General features: G+C 61.3%; 17 protein-coding genes and 1 pseudogene. 8 read left to right on the top strand and 10 right to left on the bottom strand.

The features are described from left to right. Positions 1 to 37 precede the first annotated feature (37 nt). The 4 genes from EWF95_RS07190 to aglG all read right to left on the bottom strand — a co-directional run bounded on the left by EWF95_RS07190 (position 38) and on the right by aglG (position 4,367). On the bottom strand, positions 38 to 1,096 hold the full coding sequence (locus EWF95_RS07190; protein WP_142443397.1) for a GNAT family N-acetyltransferase: 1,059 nt from the start codon (positions 1,094 to 1,096) through the stop codon (positions 38 to 40). Positions 1,097 to 1,099: 3 nt separating this feature from the next. Continuing rightward, complete coding sequence (locus EWF95_RS07185) at positions 1,100 to 2,092, bottom strand: NAD-dependent epimerase/dehydratase family protein (RefSeq protein ID WP_185911732.1); 993 nt, start codon at positions 2,090 to 2,092, stop codon at positions 1,100 to 1,102. A gap of 94 nt (positions 2,093 to 2,186) precedes the next feature. Next, positions 2,187 to 3,347 carry a DegT/DnrJ/EryC1/StrS family aminotransferase gene (locus EWF95_RS07180; RefSeq protein WP_142443395.1) on the bottom strand — a complete coding sequence of 387 codons (1,161 nt, stop codon included), beginning with the start codon at positions 3,345 to 3,347 and terminating at the stop codon, positions 2,187 to 2,189. An 84-nt stretch (positions 3,348 to 3,431) separates the two neighbouring features. After that, positions 3,432 to 4,367 carry a glucosyl-dolichyl phosphate glucuronosyltransferase gene (aglG, locus tag EWF95_RS07175; protein WP_142443394.1) on the bottom strand — a complete coding sequence of 312 codons (936 nt, stop codon included), beginning with the start codon at positions 4,365 to 4,367 and terminating at the stop codon, positions 3,432 to 3,434. A gap of 112 nt (positions 4,368 to 4,479) precedes the next feature. On the opposite strand from aglG, the gene EWF95_RS07170 reads away from it, so the two are divergent. Both EWF95_RS07170 and EWF95_RS07165 read left to right on the top strand, forming a co-directional pair. Further along, a complete protein-coding gene (locus tag EWF95_RS07170; protein ID WP_142443393.1) occupies positions 4,480 to 7,476 on the top strand; it encodes an oligosaccharyl transferase, archaeosortase A system-associated in 2,997 nt (998 codons plus the stop codon). 4 nt (positions 7,477 to 7,480) lie between these two features. After that, positions 7,481 to 8,446: a DUF368 domain-containing protein gene (locus EWF95_RS07165; RefSeq protein WP_142443392.1), complete on the top strand. Its 966-nt coding sequence runs from the start codon at positions 7,481 to 7,483 to the stop codon at positions 8,444 to 8,446. A gap of 60 nt (positions 8,447 to 8,506) precedes the next feature. Here EWF95_RS07165 and EWF95_RS07160 read toward each other — a convergent pair whose 3' ends face one another. Then, a complete protein-coding gene (locus tag EWF95_RS07160; RefSeq protein ID WP_142443391.1) occupies positions 8,507 to 9,826 on the bottom strand; it encodes a sulfatase in 1,320 nt (439 codons plus the stop codon). Between the two features lie 407 nt (positions 9,827 to 10,233). On the opposite strand from EWF95_RS07160, the gene EWF95_RS07155 reads away from it, so the two are divergent. From EWF95_RS07155 to EWF95_RS07135, 5 genes are all read left to right on the top strand, one after another. Next, positions 10,234 to 12,198, top strand: a complete 1,965-nt coding sequence (locus tag EWF95_RS07155) for an ArnT family glycosyltransferase (protein ID WP_142443390.1) — start codon at positions 10,234 to 10,236, stop codon at positions 12,196 to 12,198. Next, complete coding sequence (locus EWF95_RS07150; RefSeq protein ID WP_142443389.1) at positions 12,195 to 13,178, top strand: DUF1616 domain-containing protein; 984 nt, start codon at positions 12,195 to 12,197, stop codon at positions 13,176 to 13,178. The genes EWF95_RS07155 and EWF95_RS07150 overlap by 4 nt, the downstream gene beginning before the upstream one ends. A 2-nt stretch (positions 13,179 to 13,180) precedes the next feature. After that, complete coding sequence (locus EWF95_RS07145; RefSeq protein ID WP_221886626.1) at positions 13,181 to 14,140, top strand: polysaccharide deacetylase family protein; 960 nt, start codon at positions 13,181 to 13,183, stop codon at positions 14,138 to 14,140. A gap of 168 nt (positions 14,141 to 14,308) precedes the next feature. Next, a complete protein-coding gene (locus EWF95_RS07140) occupies positions 14,309 to 15,091 on the top strand; it encodes an SDR family oxidoreductase (protein WP_142443388.1) in 783 nt (260 codons plus the stop codon). Between the two features lie 242 nt (positions 15,092 to 15,333). Then, positions 15,334 to 15,735, top strand: a complete 402-nt coding sequence (locus EWF95_RS07135) for a hypothetical protein (protein WP_142443387.1) — start codon at positions 15,334 to 15,336, stop codon at positions 15,733 to 15,735. 168 nt (positions 15,736 to 15,903) lie between these two features. On the opposite strand, the gene glmS is transcribed toward EWF95_RS07135, so the two are convergent. Further along, on the bottom strand, positions 15,904 to 17,715 hold the full coding sequence (glmS, locus tag EWF95_RS07130; RefSeq protein WP_142443386.1) for a glutamine--fructose-6-phosphate transaminase (isomerizing): 1,812 nt from the start codon (positions 17,713 to 17,715) through the stop codon (positions 15,904 to 15,906). Positions 17,716 to 17,962: 247 nt separating this feature from the next. Further along, positions 17,963 to 18,145 carry a DUF7511 domain-containing protein gene (locus EWF95_RS07125; RefSeq protein ID WP_142443385.1) on the bottom strand — a complete coding sequence of 61 codons (183 nt, stop codon included), beginning with the start codon at positions 18,143 to 18,145 and terminating at the stop codon, positions 17,963 to 17,965. A gap of 108 nt (positions 18,146 to 18,253) precedes the next feature. Here EWF95_RS07125 and EWF95_RS07120 point away from each other — a divergent pair, with 108 nt between their 5' ends. Next, a complete protein-coding gene (locus EWF95_RS07120) occupies positions 18,254 to 19,168 on the top strand; it encodes an NAD-dependent epimerase/dehydratase family protein (protein WP_142443384.1) in 915 nt (304 codons plus the stop codon). A gap of 140 nt (positions 19,169 to 19,308) precedes the next feature. On the opposite strand, the gene EWF95_RS07115 is transcribed toward EWF95_RS07120, so the two are convergent. The 3 genes and pseudogenes from EWF95_RS07115 to EWF95_RS07105 all read right to left on the bottom strand — a co-directional run. Beyond that, a complete protein-coding gene (locus tag EWF95_RS07115; RefSeq protein WP_142443383.1) occupies positions 19,309 to 19,626 on the bottom strand; it encodes a hypothetical protein in 318 nt (105 codons plus the stop codon). Continuing rightward, positions 19,619 to 21,037, bottom strand: coding sequence for a nucleotide sugar dehydrogenase (locus tag EWF95_RS07110; protein WP_142443382.1), 1,419 nt, complete (start codon positions 21,035 to 21,037; stop codon positions 19,619 to 19,621). Before EWF95_RS07110 ends, EWF95_RS07115 begins: the two co-directional genes overlap by 8 nt. Next, a pseudogene (locus tag EWF95_RS07105) lies at positions 21,034 to 22,056 on the bottom strand (Gfo/Idh/MocA family oxidoreductase); the annotation flags it as partial. The pseudogene EWF95_RS07105 and the gene EWF95_RS07110, both read right to left, overlap by 4 nt. Positions 22,057 to 22,133: the final 77 nt, after the last annotated feature.

Raw genomic sequence — 22,133 nt, 5'->3', positions numbered from 1 at the left:
AACAAGTGCGGTGGTTCTACGTTTATACTTTTATCGTTTAGTTGCTCTTCTCCACGCGGTACTCTGGGAAGTATCCTCCGTCGGTATCAATACCTACTCTCTCGGCTTCGGATGTCAATTCATTATATACTTCCGGCATGTGTACTGATGTACCGAGATACATTTCAGCACGATCAGCTGAGAAGGATTTCTTGAACTTGAACACACCTGGCCTCCCCCCTTGGAAATCAAACATTTTCTTTCCGGTGGCTCGCATCTGCATCAATGTTCCATAGCAGAGTAAATTATTGACACGCATATCCCAGTAGTCGGGATCAGAGGCGCGCAGGTAATCGTGGGCCAGCTCTTCATTGTGTACTACCATCGCTCCACCGACAACTTCGTCGTCGTACGTGGCTACAACAAGTGTCGAAAGATCTGTTTCCAACATGTCACAGAAAAAGTCATACTTGAAGCGGTAGTGATCGGTAGCATTCTTCGCGTCCATTGCGTTCGTGTAGATATCGTAGAACGCTTCGTAGTCATTATCAGATTCAGTGGGCTTTACCTCAAGATCCGTCTTCTGCGCTTGTCTTATGGCGTTCCTGTTGCGTTTCTCGAACTCGTCCCAGAGTGTTTCTTTATCTTTAGTTAAGTCAACTGGAACCGTTTCTCTATTGAACTTCGGTTCCAGGCAATCAAATCTCTCGTAATTTCGTTCGTTTGGGTCGAAACGAACGAACTCGGCGACAATGTTTTCTGACTGGCAGAAATTATCAAACTGCTCCGCGAACGCTTCGCAGAGTGAGTTGTCGTCTTTTGAAGTAAATGGCCCGCCATAGTACCATGAAGAAACAATATCATCGTATTTTGATAGGTCTGTTTCTGACCCGTCTGCAAACGGAACTGATTTGAGTGAACGACGGATGTACGGGTAGTAGATAATTTCGTCGCCATCTTGGAGAACGAAGGCTTCGGCGTGTTCATCATCGTGTTCAAAATTTCCTGCGAGTAGTTGGAGGTAATCTGGCCGATGATATGGCCCAGGCTTGCCGACCCGTTCGTAATTCTCCCACCATTCGTCGGTGTTGTCAGCTGTTAGGTGCTTTGTCTCCATCTCTTATATATACGGGTATTCCGAATTACGGAATGTATCTTTCCCGTACTCAGTAATATCCTCTGCTTGCATCCACTCTTTGATCTCTTGGACGCCATCCGCGATGTCGTGCTGTGTTTCCCAGCCCAGTATATAATTGATCTTGTCAAAGCTCACCCGGTAGGTTCGCTCATCCTCTTTATGTTCGACGAACCGAACCTCAGCATCATCAACATTCTCCTCGACGATTCGTCCAACTTCCTTTATTTGATAGTTCAGATCGTTATCACCAACATTGAATATCTGGTGGTTGACCTTCTCCTCGTCGGCTTCTAAGACCGCAGCGAAGGCGCGTGCGGCATCATGGACATGCACAAGTGGTCGGTATTGCTCCCCGCCGTAGACCGGAATGTCGTCCTCCAAAAGGGCTTTCGCGGTCAGAATATTCACAACCAGATCGAATCGCATCCGGCGCGACCACCCAAAAATCGTCCCAAGCCGCAGGATCGTTGGTGTGATCTCGTTATCCGAGAACATATCATGAGTCTCATGCAGAATGATCTCCTCGGAGTCGATCTTCGACTCGGCGTACAATGATAGCGGATTCAGGTATGAGCCTTCGTTGAGCTCCATGAGTTCGCTGGCACCGTACACTGAACACGTCGATGCAAACACAAGCCGCTGAATATCGTGAAGCTTACACACTTCAACGAGCGATTTCGTCGCTTCGACGTTGACCGCCTGCGTTGCCTGCTCGTTGACACCACAGGCTGGATCGCCGACGATCCCTGCGAGATGGATGACGGCATCGCAGCCCTCCATCGCATACGAGAGATCCTCGATATGTCGAATATCGCCTTCACGAACCTCCAGCTTCTCGTCATCGCGTAGCGGTTCGAGTGCCTGGTCACCCCAGAGCATCGAATCGAGCACCCGAACCTCGTGCCCGTTGTTGAGCACCTCTTCAACAACGTAGTTTCCGATATAGCCTGCGCCGCCTGTTATGAGTACTTTCACAATCGATAGCTACCAAACGAGATAGTAAATCTGTTATGCTATCCGCCTGATCGTGGTTTGTTTGCCGCACCGACATCTGCTGCGGGGTAAGTCGTTATATCGTCTCCTCAAATTCTCGGACGGTCTCGATAACGTACTGGATGTCCTCCTCCTCAAGATTCGGGTGATTCGGAAGTCCGATCATATTGCCGACAACCTCCTCTACGTGCGGCAGTGACAGGTCGTACTTGTGACTGTTTGGATTTGCACTCCACGGGAACTCTGAATTGAACCCACGGTGGTTTTCGAAGACTGGCTGGTCATACAACGGCACATTGTACCTGTGGCGGGTCTCAACACCGCGCTCCCGTAACTCACGCCAGACTTCCTTTCCAGTCATCCCGATTTTGTCCGGCTGTATCTCAAATGGTGCCCAGAAGTAGGCGTGTTCGACATAGTCACGTACTGCCGCGGGCTCAAGCCAGTCGAGATCCGCAAGCTCATTGTGCAACCGCTCGCTGATTTCTCGTCGCCGCTGGTTAAATCCGGTGAGCCGGTCGACCTGTGCTGTCCCGAGGGCACCGTTCAACTCGCTCATCCGGTGGTTGTATCCAAGCGTTACGTGTTTGTCGCGATTTGCCATGCCGTGACTTCTGAGCATCCGTAGGTTTTCGGCGATCGCGTCGTTATCGGTTGTGATGATGCCGCCCTCCCCGGTCGTGATGTTCTTCGTCGCGTAAAACGAGAAGCAGCCGATATCACCGATTGAACCGACCTTTGAATCCCTATATGCAGCACCGTGTGCTTGTGCGGCATCCTCAATCACATATAAATCGTGCGCAGCAGCAAATTCCCGTATTTCCTCCATCTCTGCTGGATGTCCATACAGATGTACCGGCATCACAGCGAACGTTTCATCTGAGAGACATCGTTCGAGATCGGTATGATCGAGCGTATAGAGTTCTCTGTCTATATCAGCAAACACTGGAACTCCAGCCTGGTGGACGACCGCCGTTGCGGTGGAGCCAAACGTGAGCGATGGGACGATCACTTCGTCTCCTGGTTCCATCCCGAGAGCTTTGAGTGAAAGTTGGATGGCTTCGGTTCCGTTTGTAACTGCAACGGCATGGTCTGTCCCGACATGATCAGCCCACTTCTCTTCGAACTCTTCAACGTACGGGCCTTGAAGGAACCGCCCCGAATCAAGCACCTCGGCGATATTCGATCGTTCTTCATCACCGAGAACCGGTTCGGCTACACCAACATACCTATCCATACCACTAATATGCGATAGGATAATGAAGAACCCAACGATAGGTCTGGTCTGGCCGCGGCTGAATAAAATCCATACAGCTATGAATTATTCTTTTATCACTGGTGAATAGTTGATCGAACTGTACACATATCCAACACCAACGCTGACTGTAAATGCAAGAAGTGCTATCATCTTCAATAATTCCTTCTGAGATCGTTTTTTTACAATTCTTTGTAGCCGATGTGGAATAAATTCACGTAGTAGTCGTAATAGGAACTCGTTTTCGTCATCTCCCCCGGTTTTAACATATGTTTTCATCGCCCGCTTCGAGTACCCCTGCCAGAATGCTCGATCCACCAGCCACCAAAACTTCGTCCGGTACTCAAATACCTTGTGTCCCACCTTTGCTTCCGGATCGTACCACACACCCTGTCCGTACTCCGTCCGCATCCGCGCACACAGTTCCGTCTCACCACCCTGTAGATTCTTTTCGCCTTTTCGTCCCCCAATATCGACATCGAACCCGCCCAATTCAGCGAACACATCGGCCCGAAACGAAATATTCGAGCCAAATGTGTTCCGAACCTCTCCCGGTTCTTCGGCAAATCCACGGTGGGTAACCCCGACAAGCCAGTAGAACTCTTCAGGTAGAAATGACGGTTTCCCTGCAACCCACTCCGGGGTCATCTTTCCGCCGGCTGCGATCGCACCTTTCTCCTCGTAGGCTCGAATCAACCGTTCGATCCACTGCTTGTCCGCGACGGCATCGTCATCGATAAACGCCACAACATCTCCAGTTGCGATCTCCGCACCTCGATTTCGGCTTTCAAGCAGCCCGACGTTCTCTTCGTTGCACTCGATAACAACATCGTCGCGGTCGCCGTAATCAGCCACAACACGGTCGTACACCGGTTGTGTGCCATCAACGATAACGATGAGCTCAACGTCGTCGTACGTCTGCGAGAGGATACTCTCAGCAGCTTCGGTGAAATGAGGATACATATCCTCGGTGTACGTACAGAGGACGACCGAAACGTGCACATCTTCCGTAAGGCTGCGCGCCGTGTTTATCTGTTCCGTCTTTTCCTGTTCAGAGCACTCGCCACGCGCTGTTTCACAAGCCTTATTGACTGATTGAGACTGTGGCAAACTAATGAAAGATGCCGTGCTCGACTACATCCGGGGAGTGAAGCAGGCAGACTCCCCCGCTGATGTGTTGAAACAAGTGTATCACATTCCAGTGTTGGCGGCCCTCATCGCGTTCATGCTGGCCGTCCGGCTCCGCGCACTGGAGAACTTCCAAACTGACGGCGGTGTGACGTTCCGCGGCAACGACCCGTGGTATCACTTCCGACAGACGAACTATCTGCTTGAACATTTCCCGACGACGATGCCGTTCGATCCGATGACGAACTATCCGACCGGGACGAGCGTCGATCAGTTCGGGACACTCTACGATCAGCTTGTTTCCGGCTTTATTCTGCTCACCAGCTTCGGCGATCCTTCAACCGAGTACGCCGGGTTGATTATGCTTGTTGCCGCGCCGGTGTTCCTTACGGCGACTGTCATCCCCGCGTACCTCATCGCGGCCAGATTCGCTGGTCGATGGCCGGCACTCGTCGGACTTGCCGTTTTCGCACTCCTTCCAGGAACTGTTCTCAGATACAGCTTGGTCGGCTTTTACGATCACAGTGCGGCCGAGGTCTTCTTCCAGACGCTCGGTGTGCTTGGCTTCGTGACGGCGATCGCCGTCGCCCAACAATCACAGCCGGTTTGGGAACTCGTCGTCGACCGCGACCTCGACGCGCTTCGTCGGCCACTCCTCTACTCAATCGGTGCGGGTGTCGCGGCAGCACTCTACATGTGGGCGTGGCCGCCCGGTGTGCTTCTCGTCGGCTTCACGGGGATCTTCTTTGCGCTTAAGATCACGACCGATGTGTACCACAACCGGACGCCGGAACCGATGGCGTTCGTCGGTGCCGTTTCGATGACGGTCACCGGTTTGCTGATGTTTGTCCCGTTGAAGAGCTTCACTATCGGTGCTGCATCCCAACATTCACTACTCCAGGTGATCCTACCGCTTGGGGTTGGACTCGGTTCTATCTTCCTCGCCTATCTTGCCCGACAGTGGGAAACCCGAGAGCTGGATCGGAGCTTGTACCCGGTTTCAGTCGGAGCAATGATTCTTGTTTCTGCTGTTGCCTTTTCTCGATTCGTAGTTGATCTTACCGGTGCTCTTCTTGCTCGCGTCGGGTTCAGTGCAACAGCTGGTGCACGGACGATCGGCGAAGCATCCCCGCCGCTATCGGACAACCCTCCCTTCGAGTTCATCTACAGCGAGTACCGACTTGCACTGTTCACCGCGATCGCCGCAGCACTCGTCATGCTTGCCCGCCCACTGATCCAAAGCGACGACACGCGCGACACAGGCTACGTCGCCGCCGCACTCACAACGGTCGGCCTGATCTATCTCGGCTCACCTGTTGTCGATCAGATCGCCGGTATCTTCGGCACGACATGGCAGGTGCTTGGATTGCTCATCAGCACTGGACTGATCGTTGGTGCCACCCTCCGCCATCGCTACGACGCGACCGAACTCTACGTTCTCGTCTGGGGCGCGTTCATCATCTCCGCGGCGTTCACCCAGGTTCGCTTTAATTACTACCTCGCCGTCGTCGTCGCCGTCTTCAACGCGATCTTCATCGCCCAAGCAACTGATTTCCTTGATATTCGTGCGACTGCTGGCTCAGTTCGTGAATCCGCCGAATCACTCGAAGGCTGGCAGGTCATGGCCGCCGTGACGATCGTTTTCCTTGTTGTTGCCCCGTTTGTGTTCCCGACGGTTGCGGCGTGGGACACCGCTGGCCCGGACAGCAACGGCCCCGGTGCCGTCCAGATCTGGGACGACAGCTTAGAGTGGATGAACGAGGAAACCCCGGCTCCCGGCACACTTGAGGATCCTGACGCCGAGCCGCTGGATCCAACCGGAACTTACGAGCGACCTGCCGACGGCGACTATGACTACCCAGACGGTGCGTATGGCGTCCAATCGTGGTGGGACTACGGCCACTGGATCACTGTCCACGGTGAACGGATCCCGAACGCCAACCCGTTCCAGCAGGGCGCGACTGAGGCCGCCAACTACCTGCTCGCACCAAATGAAACGGCCGCTGAGGACGCCCTCAACGAGAAGATGGGTGAGGACGGCCAAACGCGGTACGTCATGGTCGATGCCCAGATGGCGAACCCGAACTCGAAGTTCTCCGCGCCGACGGTGTTCAACGACGATGTGAGCTTCAATGACTACATCGATGTGGTATACCGCCAGCGCGGCGAGCAGCTCCAGCCGGTCAGACTCCGCACCCAACAGTACTACGAGAGCCAGATGATCCGGCTGTACGCCTACCACGGCAGCGCGGTCGACCCATCCCCTGTCGTTCTCGATACTGAACAACGAACCGTTCCGACACGGGGTGGCGGCCAGACCCAGATTCGCGCCTTTGAGGGTGGAGCCCAAACGTTTGGCTCGCTTGCCGAGGCCGAAGCCTACGTCGAAGAAAACCCTGGCGCACAGCTCGGCGGCATCGGTGACAACCCGACCGAGCGTGTCGATGCCTTAGAGCAGTATCGCCTCGTCAAGGCCAGCGACACCCCAAGCCGAAACTATCTCAACAGCTACCGCCGACTCCAACAGCAGACCAACGCCTCGGCCGGCTCACTGCTCCGAAACACGCCCTCGTGGGTGAAAACCTTCGAGAAGGTGCCCGGTGCGACCATCGAGGGCTCGGGTGCCCCGGCTGGGAGTGAGGTGCGCGCCACGGTACCAGTGGAGATCCCGGCCAGCGGCAACCGGTTTGCCTACACCCAGTATGCAACCGCCGACGAGAACGGTAACTTCGAGATGACCGTGCCGTACTCGACGACCGGTTACGACGAGTTTGGCCCCGAAAACGGCTACACGAACGTCAGCGTTCGTGCCACGGGCGAGTATCGGCTCCAGGCCACAACCGATGATGGCGGCTTCTATGCCGGCACCGCCAGCGTCGACGAGGCACAGGTCGTCGGTGCCGACGAGACGGCTGTCGATGTCGAACTGAGCGAGGAACAGCCACTCCAGCTCGGCGGTCAGTCGATCCAGGCAACCGGCTAACCGAATGCGTCGAATCAGAGCCCTCGGTGGCGTCTATCTCCGCGGGCTTGCGATGGGGGCAGCCGATGCCGTGCCGGGCGTCTCCGGCGGCACCATCGCGCTGATCACCGGCATCTACGAGCGGCTGATCGCCGCGATCACCGCTGTCGACCCTGACCGGCTCCGTCGGATCGTTCGGGGGATTCGTGCCGAGGATCGTCCCGACGCCGTCGCCGCGCTCCGAGAGCTCGACACCGCCTTCCTAGCCGCCCTCGGTGGGGGAATCCTCACCGCCGTTGTCTCCGTGTTACGGCTCGTCAGCCTGCTTCTGGAGATCGCGCCGGTCGCCACCTACGGCTTCTTTTTCGGCCTGATCGGCGCGTCGGCAGCCGTCCTCTACGGTGAGGTCTCACTGGCGACCCGTGGTCGGCAGCTCGCCGCCATCGCGGGCGTTGGGATCGCCTTTGCTCTCTCGGGGTATGCCGCAACCGCCCTCGGCTCGTCGCTCCCGATCATCTTCGTCGCCGGCGCGGTCGCAGTCACCGCGATGGTGTTACCCGGCGTCTCTGGGTCGCTGCTGTTGCTCATGCTCGGCCAGTACGACTACATGTCGACGACGCTCAGCAGGTTCACCGATGGACTCGTTGCCGCGGCTCGCGGTAACGGCACCGACACCCTCACCGAAACCGCGCCGACGATCGCCGTCTTCCTCGTTGGCGGCGTCGTCGGTCTGTTTACCGTTGCCCACGCGGTTCGGTGGGCACTCACCAACTACCGCGAGGCGACACTCGCCTTTCTGGTGAGCCTCATCGTTGGCGCGCTGCGCGCGCCGGTCGAACAGACGGGGATCGAACTCAGCGAGGCCGGCCGAGTGTGGACGCCGGGTGCGATCGCCGTCTTCGCCCTCGTCGCGGTCGCAGGTGCCGCTGTTGTCGTCGGGATCGATCGGCTTGCCGGCGGCATCTCCGTGGGCGATGAGTCGGACGGCTGATCGCGGGCTTCGGCCCTCGTCTCGGTGCCGTCGTCGTCGACGTTTTTGCGTCGTCGTCGCTTACAACGAGCCGTTGGCGAGGAGTTTGTTCGTCGCCCGTCTGATCTCGATCGTTTCTGTCGTGTGGTGTTTTCGTTGGCGAAGCCGGCGGCGGAGCTGTTCGACCTGTTGGGGAACTGCCCCGGCAATGTTCTCCTGTTCGGCCGGGTCGTCAGCGAGATCAAACAGCAGCCCCTCGCCGTCGCTTTCGATATACTTGTATCGGCGGCCCCTGACGGCACGGTGGGTGCCACACTCGCTGGTCGCAATCGGCAGTCGATCGCTGCCGTCGGTCGGATCGAACGCACCGGTTGTGAGCGACAGCGCGGTCTCAGGGATCGAGCTGAGCGATGTGGGCTCGCTCACGGTCGCAGTTTCCCCGGCGTTGGCGATGAGATAGGGGACGTGGATGTTCTCCTCGTAGACCTCGCGGTGGTGGTGGCCGTAGTTGCCGTGATCGCCGAACGATTCGCCGTGATCGGCGTGGACAATCATCACGGGGTCGTCGGCCGCAAGCTCCGATCGAAGCCACCCAAGGAAGGCGTCGCTGGCCCGCACCGTATCGCGGTAGCTCCGCAGGACGGATCGCCGAACGCGATCCGACATCCCCGACGCGTTGCCCCGCATCGGCTCCGAGGAGCGGTAGGCACTGTAGTAGGTGCCCAACAGTGACCCCTCCTCGCGGTGTTGTCGGGCCGGCATAAACGGAAAGTGTGTATCGAGGATGAATACCCAGAGGAAGTACGGCTCGCTGAGCTGGCTGCGCACCTGCTGTATCTCCGCTGCGAGTGTTTCCCACTGGGCGAAAAACTCGCTGCCGGCAGCCATATTCAACACGAGCTGTACCGGGCGGGCGTCGGTGTCGACACCCGGCATGCGTTCGGCGAGACTGGTGAGCCAGCCACCCGACCCGCCAGTCGAGCAGTCCTCAAAGATATCGAAACCGCGGTCGAAGCCGGCGGCGGGCGTCGTCCAGGGGTTCGGCGTCACGCCGGCGGTCTCGTAGCCGCGGGCGGCCAGCCGCTCGGTGAGCGTCGGGTTGTGGCGGAGATGCTCGTCGATGGCGGCCAGTCGCCGCTCCCAGTGGCTGTCCTGTGGGAACGACTCCAGCGTTGTCGGTGGTCGCGGTCGACCGCTGAAAACTGTCGGCATCGACGAGAACGTCTGGGGGCCGGGTGCGATCGCCGCCTCGTAGGCAACGCCGTCGTCGGCGAGGTTGTCCATCGTCGGCGTCAGCCCGCGGTCGTCGCCGAGAAAGCCGCAGTGGTCGGCCCGCAGGCTGTCGATCGACACCATGACGAGGTTCGGGTTGTCGACGCTGTTTGGCGTATCGCTACTCATCCCGGTGGGACGCCGCGGTGGTCGTCTGTCGGTGTGTCGACTTCATTGCTACCGGATGCAACACCGGGGTTTTGCTTTGTTAGGAACGGCCTATCGCCGTCGCCGAACCGGTTGGCATCGACGCGGCTCACCTGGATTCACAGACGATTCCAACAGCACTCAGCTCTGCCCCAACCACCGCCCAGCGTTGGTCTCGCGCGGCAGCTGTCGATCGTGTGGCCGCCGTTTGTCTCGGTTCGACCAGGGCGTAGGACGGCTATAACAAAACCACGAGCCGCGCTACGAGGATGGTAGATGTCACTTCGAGGCTCCGAAACGACCCAATACTGTCCGTTTCGTCACGATAGGTATCGGTTTCGACCGCTTCGAGCCGGGCCCCCGAGTGGACACACCATACGGACACGCCAATGAGCCACCAGAATGGACTCCCAGGCTGGCTGTCGGGCACCAACCTCGATACGACGCTGGCGAAGATCGGCATCCTCGCCAGCCTGCTGCTGTTGGGGCTGCGACTGCTGACCGCCCAGGTGCTGTTGGTCGTGATCCCGGTCGCAACGGGCGTCGCCTGCGTGCTGTATTTCGGCGTCCACCGCCGGCAGACGACCGCCTTCGAACACCCAGTCCTCCCGGGGGTCGTCGTCGACTATCTCCCAGCGGCCGTCGTCGTCGGCATGGCGGCCCTTGTCGGGAGCGTGTGGGCGGCCGGCGGGCGAACCCCGGTGAGCTACCTCCTGATCGGCGCGATCGGGAGCGCCATCCTCGCCCAGTCGCTGCTGGTTGAGAAAACCGATCTGTCGCCGTCGCTTGTGGTGGCCCAGATCCTCGTCAGCGCGGTGATGATCCGGCTGAGCGCGCTGTTTGTCACGCCGGGGTTCGTCGGCGTCGATGTCTGGACGCATATCCCCGATTTCGTCGCGGGGATCGTCGAGACCGGCTCGCTGTCAGCCATCGCCGACAGCAAGTATATCATGGCGCCCTTCTATCACACGATCGGTGCCATCGGCACGCTTGTCTTCGGCTCGGCGCGGATGGGTGTCTATCTCTCGATCGGGCTGTTGGTGCCGCTGTCGGCACTGTTGGTGTACGTGACGACGACACAGCTGTTGGGTGCTCGGTGGGCGTTGGTGGCGACGACGCTGTTTGCGTTTTCCGGTCAGTTCATCCGCTGGGGGATCCACATCATCCCGACGAGCCTCGGGGTGGTGTTTTTCCTCGGCGCGGTGTACTGTGTGACCCGGCTCAGTGTCGCTGATGATCTCTGGCTGTTTACTCTCTTGGTGACGGTGAGCCTTGCGACGGTTTTCACACACCAGGTGTCGACGGCGGTGTTGCTGGTGTTTCTGGCGATCGCTAGTGTTGCGTTCGTCTCGACACGCCTGTTCGGGGCGACAGCCGGGCCAAGTCGTCGGAGCGTCGGCGGGCTGGTCGCTGTTTTCCTGGTGACGCTCGTTGTCACGGCCGTCTCCTGGACTGCGACGCCGTGGATCGGCGGCGAGTCGTTTCTCGTTCAGATGGCCGGCATCCTTCGCGGGACGCTCGTCGGCGAGGCCGGCTTCCTCAATCTCGCGGGCGGTGGTGGCGGGAGCGGTGGCGGTGGCGGCGGTGCTGAAAGCGTCAGCCTGCTGGCCGATATCCTGCCGTTTATCGAGTGGTTCGGCTTCGCGCTGCTGTTCGCCGCCTCGATCGTCGGTGGGTTAGCGATGCTCCGGGGCGATCACCCGCCGGCGCTCACCGCGACCTACATCCTGGGCGCGTCGACGATGTTTGTGATTATCTTTGGGTTTTCGCTGTTCGGCGTGCGGGCGATCCTGCCCGGACGCTGGATGGCGTTTATGTACGCGCTGCTGGCGATCATGGCGGCGGTCGGCCTCGCTCATCTCTCGGGGACGGCCTCAAAGCGGGTGTTGGTGGCGGTGTTCGTGCTGTTGGCCGTCAGCTATCCGATGTCGATGGCTGTCACACAGAAGGCGACCCTGGACAGCCCGGCGTTCGACGACACCAACCCACGCTACGCCTACACGGCCAGCGAGATCGCCGCCGTCGAGACGATCAGCAAGGTGTACACACCCGAGGAAGCGGCTGACATCGACACCGATCACCCCTACTACACCCTCTTTGGGCGGTTGGGCGGCTACACCGGGTGGACGGTTGCTGTGGATGACACCGGGCCCGCCACCGATCACCCTGTGATCCACAGAGAGTATCAGACCACGGGGCCGGCCACCGTCCATCTCGCCGGTGAGCCACCGCAGTCGGTTCGCTCCTCGACGGTCGACCCCGGCCGGATCTGTCCGGCCTCGCGCAACCACGTCTATGCGAACGGTGATGTGACGATGTGTACGATCTCGCCGATCACGGGAGGCTCAACATGACCGACCGAGGGTCACCGTCCGGTCTCGACGCTGATCTGTTGGCTGTTGCTGTCGCCGTCGTCGTCACCGCTGGCGTGTTGCTTGCCGGGATCAGTGGGCCGCTCGCCTGGCTGGTCGGCATCCCGTTGCTGCTGGTGTGGCCGGGGTATGCGGTTGTCGCCGCGTTGCTTCCGGAGGCTCCGACCGACGGCGACGCCATCGCCGCAACCCCCGGCGACAAACGTCACAGCTCACCGGGATGGGCCGTCCGGCTCGGGTTCTCGCTGGTGTTGAGCGCGGTTGTCGTCGCGGTCACCGGTGTCGCTGTCGACCAACTGGCGGCGATCCGGCTCCTCCCGGTTGTCGTCGCGCTCACGGTGGTCACGCTCGCGGCTCTTGTCGTTGCCGCGATGCGCCGCCGGCAGCTCCCGCTGGCCGCGCGGGCACAGCCGCTGTCCGGCTGGCGGTCACAGGGCGGTGCCGACACCGGTCTCCGATCGTCGCTGCTCGCACCGCTGTGGTCGACCCGCCAGGCTCGAACGCTTGCGGTCGCCGTCTTGCTGTTGGTCGGGACGGTCGCCTTCGTCGCCGCCGCGCCGCCACAGGAGGCGGCCTACACCGAGTCGTACCTCCTCACCGAGACCGACAGCGGCGAGTTCGTCGCTGACGGGTATCCGACGACGTTCGTTGCCGGCGAGGGCCAGCCGCTGGCACTCGGGCTCGAAAACAACGAGCACCGCCCGATCACCTACACGGTCGTTGCTGTCGCCGAGCGCGTCGGCCCGAACGGCTCGGTGGTGAGCCAACAGCAGGTCGACTCGTTTACCGTTGCGCTCGCCCACAACGAGAGCACGGTCGTCGAACGCCAGATCGCGCCGACACAGCCCGGCGAGAACGTCCGCCTGCAGTTCCGCGTCTACACGGGCGAGCCGTCGGCGTCAACTGAGCCCGATCAGACGACCCAGCTGTGGATCGAGGTCGTCGACAGCGCGGGAGCCTGAGCGTGGCCGGAACTGTCGTCATCTCGCTGGACGCGGAGCTGAGTTGGGGGTTTCACGATCAGCCGACGATGCCGGCCGATCGGGTGGCCAACCCGCGGGCGGCATGGGCGTTCCTGCTTCGACTGTTCGACGAGTACGAGATTCCGGCGACGTGGGCCGTCGTCGGCCACCTCTGTCTGGCGAGCTGTGATGGTGAGCACGCCGACCATCCGGCCGGCACCGACTGGTTTGCCCGCGATCCGGGCGGTCACGCCACGCCACGCTCCGCGTGGTTCGCCCCGGAGCTCGTCGAGACGATCGGCAACCGCGCGGTCGACCACGAGATCGGGTTACACGCCTTTTCGCACGTCGAGTTCGGCGCGGCCGAGACGAGCCGCGCGGTCGCCGATGCTGAGCTTCGACAGGGGCTGGCGGCGGCCACGGCCATCGACGCCAGCCCGTCATCGTTTGTTTTCCCGCGGAACAACGTCGGCCACCGTGATCGACTGGCGGCCCACGGCCTCACCTGCTACAGGGGTCGGCAGCCACGACGGTGGTACGATCTGCCGCCGCTTCCCGCGGTCGATACCGCAGGCAAGCTGGCGACGTTCGCACTCGGTCTCTCCGGCCCGCCGATCGTTGAGCCGCGGGTCGACGAGCACGGCCTCGTGAACATCCCGGCGTCGCTGTTTCTGTTCTCGTTTGGTGGTCGACCACGAGACATGCTCGCCACGCTCGGCGGCGATCCGGTGGTTCGGCAGGTCGAACGCGGGCTTGCGGCGTTGCGAACCCGGCCCGATGGCGTGTTGCATCTCTGGTTGCACCCGAACAACATCACGACCCAACAGGATCGCATCCGGATGAGTGAGATCGCATCGCTGATCGCCGACTACCGCGAGGAATACGGGATCGGCGTCGAGACGATGGGCGCGGTCGCCGATCGGGTGTCACAAGATGTGAATCTTACAGCATCTTCTTATTAGCTATTGATTAGTAGCCTATGCGTGGACGAGTCCAGACTGTATTCACTGTAACTGCCTCGCTTGACTGTTCTTTCGTGCAAAACTATGATGTTTATATATCGATAAACTGAGTTGTGTTATTGTGTCACATATGACCGAGATCAATCCACACGCAGCTGAGGGCGAACAATGAGTCAACTACTCACAGACGAGACGGCGATCGTGACGGGCGGCGCAAGCGGCATCGGCCGTATGATCGCGTTGACGTTTGCCGACCACGGTGCGGATGTCGTCGTTGCTGATGTCCGCGAAACGCCACGAGAGGGTGGCGAGCCGACACACGAACGGATCACAAGCGAGACCGACCAAACGGCGGTCTTCGTCGACTGTGATGTGACCGAGCGAGATGATCTGGAAGCCGCTGTCGACGCTGCCGAGGATCTCGGTGGCCTCGATATCATGGTTAACAATGCCGGCATCCACAGCGAGACCCCGTTTCTCGACATTACAGAGGAGGAGTTCGATCAGCTCATGGATATCAATGTCAAGGGCGTCTTCTTGGGGGCGCAGGTCGCCGGCGAGCGACTGATCGAAAACGATGAGGGAGGGACGATCATCAACATGGCAAGCCTCGCGGCGGATCGTGGGGCGGCCTACCAGACGATATACACTGCCTCGAAGGGGGCCGTGAAATCACTGACCTACGCGCTGGCTGACTTCTTCGGTGGGCATGGGGTTCGCGTCAACGCGATCAAACCAAGTTTCACCGAAACCCAGATGTTAGAACAGGGCGGAATGGGAGACGGCGAAGCCGGCACGCGACTCCAAGAGGCGATGTTGGGTGCGACACCCGCCGGTCGTTTCGGTCAACCCGAAGAGATCGCCAATGTCGCACTGTTTCTCGCCAGTGATCTGAGCTCCTACGTCAACGGTGAGTCGATCCTCGTCGATGGCGGGCTCGGAAATACCTAACAGAGATTCCTGCGTTTCGTATTTACCAACCGATTCCTGTCAACTGCCAAAAATTTTTGACGTGGGTTCCATACGCAACCATTATCTCGGTCACTACTCGAACGCTCCCATATCGGATCGGTCGACCATGGGGGTACACGATAGCAAGCGCGTATCCAGCACCCCTGACTGATGGGCAACATAACCTGAAAATATTATAAGAAAAAGACATATTGCTGTTCCTCCCTTGATATACTCTCGGGATGAGCAAGATAACTGGTTCCGGTGACAATGAGGGTGCCAGATACGAAATCGAAGCAGATACGAGAGCAAACATACTGTATCTGGAATTCAGCGGGACGCTCACCGCAGCGGAGATGGAAACGGCAGCCGAGGAGACAATTAACGCGGCCGAGGAACTTACCGATGGGTTTCGAATCATCAACGATATTTCAACATTCACGCCGCCGTCACCGGAGGCAGCCGAACCGATCCAAGACGCACAGACGAACCTGAAATCGATGGGGGTTGGTGATGTGGTTCGTGTCGTTGCCGAAGACACCAGTGTTGTCACCGAGAATGCCTTTCAGCGTCGGTCACGTGAAGCGGGGTACGAAGGCAAGACAGCGGCTTCGGTCGCAGAGGCCGAGGAGAAATTGGACTGATACGGTTTGCTGTAGGAAGTTACCGTTCGACCGCCGCCCGGTGGGCGGTCGAGGCGGTAACCGTCTACAGTAAACCGTATGACGGCGTCATCGGTACCAACTGCGGCCGTCCGGCAACAGCCGCCCCGAATCAAAACCGGCGACGGGACCGCTCCGAACGATCGCGGATTACTCGACAGTGACGCTCTTGGCGAGGTTCCGCGGTTTGTCGATCGATCGCTCCATCGCGTTGGCCGCGTGGTAGGCGATCAGCTGAAGCTGGACGTTGGCGAGGATCGCAACCAGATCGGGGTGTGTCGCCGGCACCGGGAGAAACTCCTCGGCCACATCGGCGAGATCGGACGCTGTTCGCGGCGCGATGGCGATCACCGGCGCGCCGCGCGTGCGGCTCTCGGTGACGTTGCTTTTCAGCCGCGCCTCATCGTGGCCGGTGCCGATGGCGATCACCGGCGTTTCCGGTGTGACCAACGCGAGCGGCCCGTGTTTGAGCTCGCCCGCCGCGAACCCCTCGGCGTGGCCGTAGGTGATCTCCTTGAACTTCAGCGCGCCCTCCAAGGCGACCGGGAACGCGTTCCCCCGGCCGATGAAGAAGTGGCCGTTGTCGCCGAGACACCGCTGGCTGATATCGGCCGCGCGGCTGTCGGTCGTGATCGACTCGACGTGCTCCGGCAGCGACGCCAACGCGTCGAGGCGATCGGCGTGATCGCTCGTCGGCGACCCTGTGATGTCGCGGACGAGCCGTTCGGCCAACAGGACGAGCGTGGCGACCTGCGAGGAGAACGTCTTGGTCGCGGCGACGCCGATCTCCGGGCCGGCGCGGATGAACAGCGCGTCATCGCAGGTGCGGGCGGCCGTCGAGCCGATCACGTTTGTCAACGCGAGCGTCCGCGCGCCGCGCTCTCGGGCGCTTTCGAGGGCTTCCAGCGTGTCGGCGGTCTCGCCGCTTTGGGTGACGCCGACGACGAGGGTGTCCTCATCGACCGGGGCCGGCGAGGCGGCGTACTCGCTGGCGATATACGTGGTCGCATCGACGCCGTCCTTCGAGAGCAGCCACTCGCCGTACAGCGCGGCGTGGTAGGAGGTGCCGCAGGCGACAAACTGAACGCGATCAACGTCGTCGAAGCTGCCCGGCGGGAACTCTTCGAGGGCCACGTCGTCGCCGTCGATCCGGCCGTGGAGCGTCTGTCTGAGCGCGACCGGCTGCTCGTGAATCTCCTTGAGCATGTAGTGGTCGTAACTCCCTTTTTCGGCGTCCTCGGGATCCCAGTCGACGGTGTCGACCGGCCGGGAGACGGGGTCGCCGTCGGCGTCGGTGATGCGGTGGTCGCCGTCGGTGAGCGCGACCACGTCGTCGTCTTCGAGGTAGACGACACGATCGGTGAATTCGAGGAACGCCGGCACGTCGCTAGCGAGATAGTTGGCGTCGTCGCCGACGCCGATCACCAGCGGCGAGCCGTTTCGCGTCGCGTACACCGTCGGCTCGCCGTCGACGATCATGGCGATGGCGTAGCTGCCCTCAAGCTGGTCGATGGCGTCGCGGAACGCAGCTTCGGGATCGAGCCCGTCGGCGAGGCGTTCCTCGACGAGATGCGGAATCACCTCGGTGTCGGTGTCGCTGGTGAACTCGTGGCCGCGCTCCTGGAGGGCCTCACGAAGCTCGGTGTAGTTTTCGATGATCCCGTTGTGGACAGCGGCAACGCGGCCCTGACAGCCCGTGTGTGGGTGGGCGTTGGCGTCCGTCGGCGGGCCGTGGGTCGACCAGCGTGTGTGGCCGATGCCGATTGGGCCGTCGTGGTCGCGGTCGGCGAGCTCGGATTCGAGTTTGGATACCTCGCCTTCGAACTTGCTGATCTCGATCCCTCGGCCGTTTTGCACCGCGATCCCCGCCGAATCGTAGCCACGGTATTCGAGGTTTTGGAGACTCGACAACAGCGGCTCCAGTGAGCCGTCGCCGCCAACCCGTGCGGTAATCCCACACATCAGGCCACCACCTCGCCCTCGGCGTTGTGACGGTGCTCTGTTGGCTGTTGTCGCGTGCTCCGCGTGGAGCCTCGCTCGTTGCTGCGATGCGAGTAACTGAGTCGCATACCGGCGAAAGGCCGGATATCTGCTTTGTTATGGACGCGTTTGCAGCACGTTCCTGCTGAGACGAGTGGTAAGCGGTGGCTATCCTACCGCACGCAAGCGGTTCCGACCCGGTGTATGTGCCGTCGGGTACATGCGCCCGCTACCGCCAGGCTGCCAGCGAGACGTACGCCTCGCCCTCGGCGGTGATCCACGCCGATAGCCGTTCGGCATCGGTCGGATCAGCCGGGTGGATCGTCACGAGATCGGCCTCACCGTCGTAGGGCGTTGCGATGAGCCTGCTGTCGGTATCTGTCGGTGGGGCTGGTGTGGGCACGTCGGTCATCGGCACCGTACCGAATACGGAACCACGGTATTGGTATCAGCCGCCTACGGGCGGCCGCGTTCGCCTATGAACTGACTACTAAACCGGCCACCGGGGCAACCCCGCTGTATGGATACCAAGCGCGTGCTCGTCACCGGCGGAGCCGGCTTCATCGGTGGCGCGCTCGTCGACTCACTGCGCGGGGAAGCGGACGTTCGAGTACTCGATATCAACCCCGACCCGAACCCACCGAGCGATATCGAGGTGATCGAGGGCGATGTCCGCGATCCCGAGACCGTCGCGGCGGCGATGAACGGCGTCGACACCGTCTTTCATGAGGCTGCCCTCGTCAGCGTCGCCGACTCCGTCGCCCACCCGATGGAGAGTCACACGATCAACGCGACCGGCACGCTCCAGGTGCTCGAAGCCGCCCGGAAACACGACGCCCGTGTCGTTGTCGCCTCCAGCGCGGCGGTGTACGGCGACCCCGGCGCCGTCCCGGTAGCTGAACCCGCAGACCTCAATCCGACATCGCCGTACGGCCTGGACAAGCTCGCAATCGACCACTACACGCGGCTGTATCACGAGCTCTATGGCCTCGACACCGTTGCCCTCCGGTATTTCAACGTCTACGGGCCGGGCCAGACGGGCGGCGACTACGCCGGCGTCATCGACGCCTTCACCGACCAGGCGCGGAGCGGCGAGCCGATCACGGTTCACGGCGACGGCGAACAGACCCGGGATTTCGTCCACATCGACGACGTGGTTCGGGCCAACCGGCTGGCCGCAACGACCGACAATGTCGGGGCTGCTTACAACATCGGCACCGGCCAGTCGGTAACGATCAGATCTCTCGCCGAGAAGATCCGAGCGAGCGTCGGGAGCGATAGCGAGATTGTCCACACCGAGGCCCGCGAGGGTGACATCCGCCACAGCCGGGCGGATATCACCCGGGCCCGCGATCGACTCGGCTACGAGCCAACGATCGATCTCGACCGCGGCCTTGACACGCTTGTCGATGCCGCCGCGACGCCGCCGAACTGAGTGGGCTGGCGGACGACCACGAATGCCGGCCAGCCCCGATCAGCACGGAGCCAGCCGCCACGGAACAGCTGGAAACCAATGCGCCAACGCGTCAACGCGAGAAAAAGCCACGCGAACTGAGTTGCCGAGTCGAACCGCACCTACAGATAGCCAAGCGATTCAAGCCGTTCTTCCATCGCTTCGGTGTTGCTGGCGGCGTCGCTGGCGGTCGCCTCATTTCTGTCGGCATCGACACCATCGTGGTCGAGACCGCCGTTATCGGTGGCGTCCTGTTCGTCAAGCTCCCGCAGCAGCGACTCCATCGCGTAGCCGACGTAGGCCTCCGCGGAGTCGAACTCGGTGTTCGGCAGCCGTTGGTCGATCCGCGAGCGGAGCGTCGCTGGAAGCGTCACCGTCCACTCGCGGTCGCTGTCGGCATCGAAGGCTGTGCTGTCGCTTGGATGGGTTCGGTTACTCATGGGCTGGATCGGGCCACGGGCCGCCGACCCGGTAGACCGGCGCGTCGGTGGTGGGTGGGATCGCTTGGCGACCGTCGAGGATTGGGGCCTCAAACGCCGCCCAGTCGACGGTCTCGAACTCGTCGTGGGGGGTGACGACGACGACGGCGTCGATGTTCTGTGTCGGTGCTGTGTCGAGTTCGACGCACTCGATATCCTCGAGCTCGTCCCAGTCCTCGTCGTCGAGCATCGGATCGACGCCGAGCACCGTCGCGCCAGCCGCTCGAAGCTGTCGGGCAATCGGCAGTGATGGCGCGTTCCGGAGTTCCGCGATGTTGGCTTTGTATGTCAGCCCGAGGAGGAGCACGCGCGGGGCGTCGGCTGTGTCGGCCTCGGTGTCGGCGTCGGTACCGCCCTCGGTGCCGTGGGCCGCGAGCATGGCCTCCAGCATCGAGACCGTGTAGTCGGCCATCCCGTCGTTGACCGCGCGGGCGGTCGGCAGCAGGTCGTCGTCGACATCGAACGCACCGGTCAGGAAATACGGGTAGACGGGGATGCAGTGACCACCGACACCCGGGCCCGGCGTGTGGATCTCACAGAAGGGCTGGGTGTTGGCAACGTCGATCGCCTCGGTTACGTCGGCATCCATCGCGTCGGCGTACGTCGCTAGTTGGTTCGCCAGGGCGATGTTGACATCGCGGTAGACGCCCTCGAAGACCTTGACGGCCTCCGCGATCGTCGCATCCGAGGTTTCGAGCACCTCGTTGTCAGTGATCTCATCGTAGATGAGCGCGGCCGCGCGGGTGCTTTCGGCGTCGACGCCGCCGACAACCTTCGGGTGTGTCCCCCGGATGTCGGCGAGTGCTTGGCCGCTGACGGTTCGCTCCGGGCAGGCAGCGACGCCGAAGGCGTCGGGATCGAGCCCGCTTTGTTCGGCCAGCCGCGGGACGACATGGTCGACGGTCGTCCGCGGCGGGACGGTCGACTCGACGATGACGAGATCGCCGGCCGAGAGCCCATCCGCGATGGTGTCGACAGCGGCGGTCAGCATCGAGAGATCCGGCGTCCCCTCGTCGGTCAACAGCGTCGGCACCATGATGACGTGGACGGCGGCGTCGGCGGCCGCTGCCGAGCCGTCGGTCGTCGCCCGCAGCGAGTCGTCGGCGACCGTCTCGCTCACGAGGTCGGCAAGGCCGGGCTCGCGTTTGACGTGGCTGTCGCCGCGGTTGATCGTCTCGATGACACGCTTGTCGATGTCGACACCGACGGTGTTGCCCGACACGTCGGCGTACACCGCCGCCAGCGGGAGGCCCATCTTGCCGAGCCCGTAGACGGCGACCGGCACGTCGCCGCCCGTAAACGCCTCGCGCTGAGCGGGTTCGGATCGCTCCGTGTTGTAGAGCCCCGCGCCGTGATCAAGTTGCTGGCTCATTGCTGGGCCACCATTCGTTCGGTCGGCTCGGTCAGCCTCTCGATCTCGTTGGCGACTTCGAGAACCCGAAGCCCGTCCTCGGCGGTGACGACCGGCTCGCTGCCCTCGCGGGCGGCGGTGACAAACGCCGCGAGTTCGGCTTTCAGCGGCTCGCCGTTGTCGACGATCGGGCGTTCGACAACGCTCTCGTGGCGGAACCGAATGTCGCCGTTGGACTCGATGTATTCGGGCATCGAGTGGCGGTGGATCTCGACGGTCTGGCTGATGAAATCCACGTTCACCCGACAGGATTCCGCCGTCACCGAGAGCTGGCGAACCTTCTGTTGGGTGAGCCGGCTGGCGGTCAGCGATGCAATCGCGTCGTTGTCGAACTGGAACTGGACATTCGCGTGGCCGGCCTCGCGGGCCGCGGCAGCCATCGACTCGATCTCACTGTCGACCAGCGACAGCAGGATGTCGATATCGTGAACCATCAGATCCATGACGACGCTGTCGTCGCCGCCGCGGTCGACCGGCGGGCCGAGCCGATCGATGTCGATAGCGACGATATCGAGCTCCGGGACGATCTCGGTCAACACCTTCGTTGCGGGGTTGAACCGCTCGATGTGGCCGACCTGGAGGGTGACCCCGGCCTCGCGGGCGCGCTCGGCGAGAGCCCGACCCTGGTCGAGTTCCTCGACGAACGGTTTCTCGATAAGGAGGTCGACGCCGCTGTCGATACAGGCGACGGCGGTGTCGTAATGGTACGGTGTCGGCACCGCGACCGAGACGATGTCGGCACGCTCAAGCAGTGTCTCCCGATCGAGTGCGTCGGTTCCGTACTCCGTGGCGACCGAGTCGGCCGCCTCACGGTCGACATCGGTGACGCCGACGAGCTCCGCGCCGGGGAGTTCACTGTAGACGCGGGCGTGGTGTTGGCCCATCGAGCCGACGCCGATGACGCCGGCGGCGAGCTGGTCGGCCGAAGTGTCACTCGTTGTCATGCGTTTGTCCCGCCCTCCTCGGCGTGTGGTGTTGGTTCAGCAACCCTGCGGTCGACTCGGTTTTGTCTCCGCCCGTGACCCCTGTAAGGTCGCGTTACTCGGCGGTAATCACC

This window comes from Halonotius roseus, assembly GCF_006861655.1.
GTDB lineage: Archaea > Halobacteriota > Halobacteria > Halobacteriales > Haloferacaceae > Halonotius > Halonotius roseus.
The sequence above is the reverse complement of the archived record's forward strand: the minus strand, read 5'-3'. Positions and strand labels throughout refer to the sequence as shown.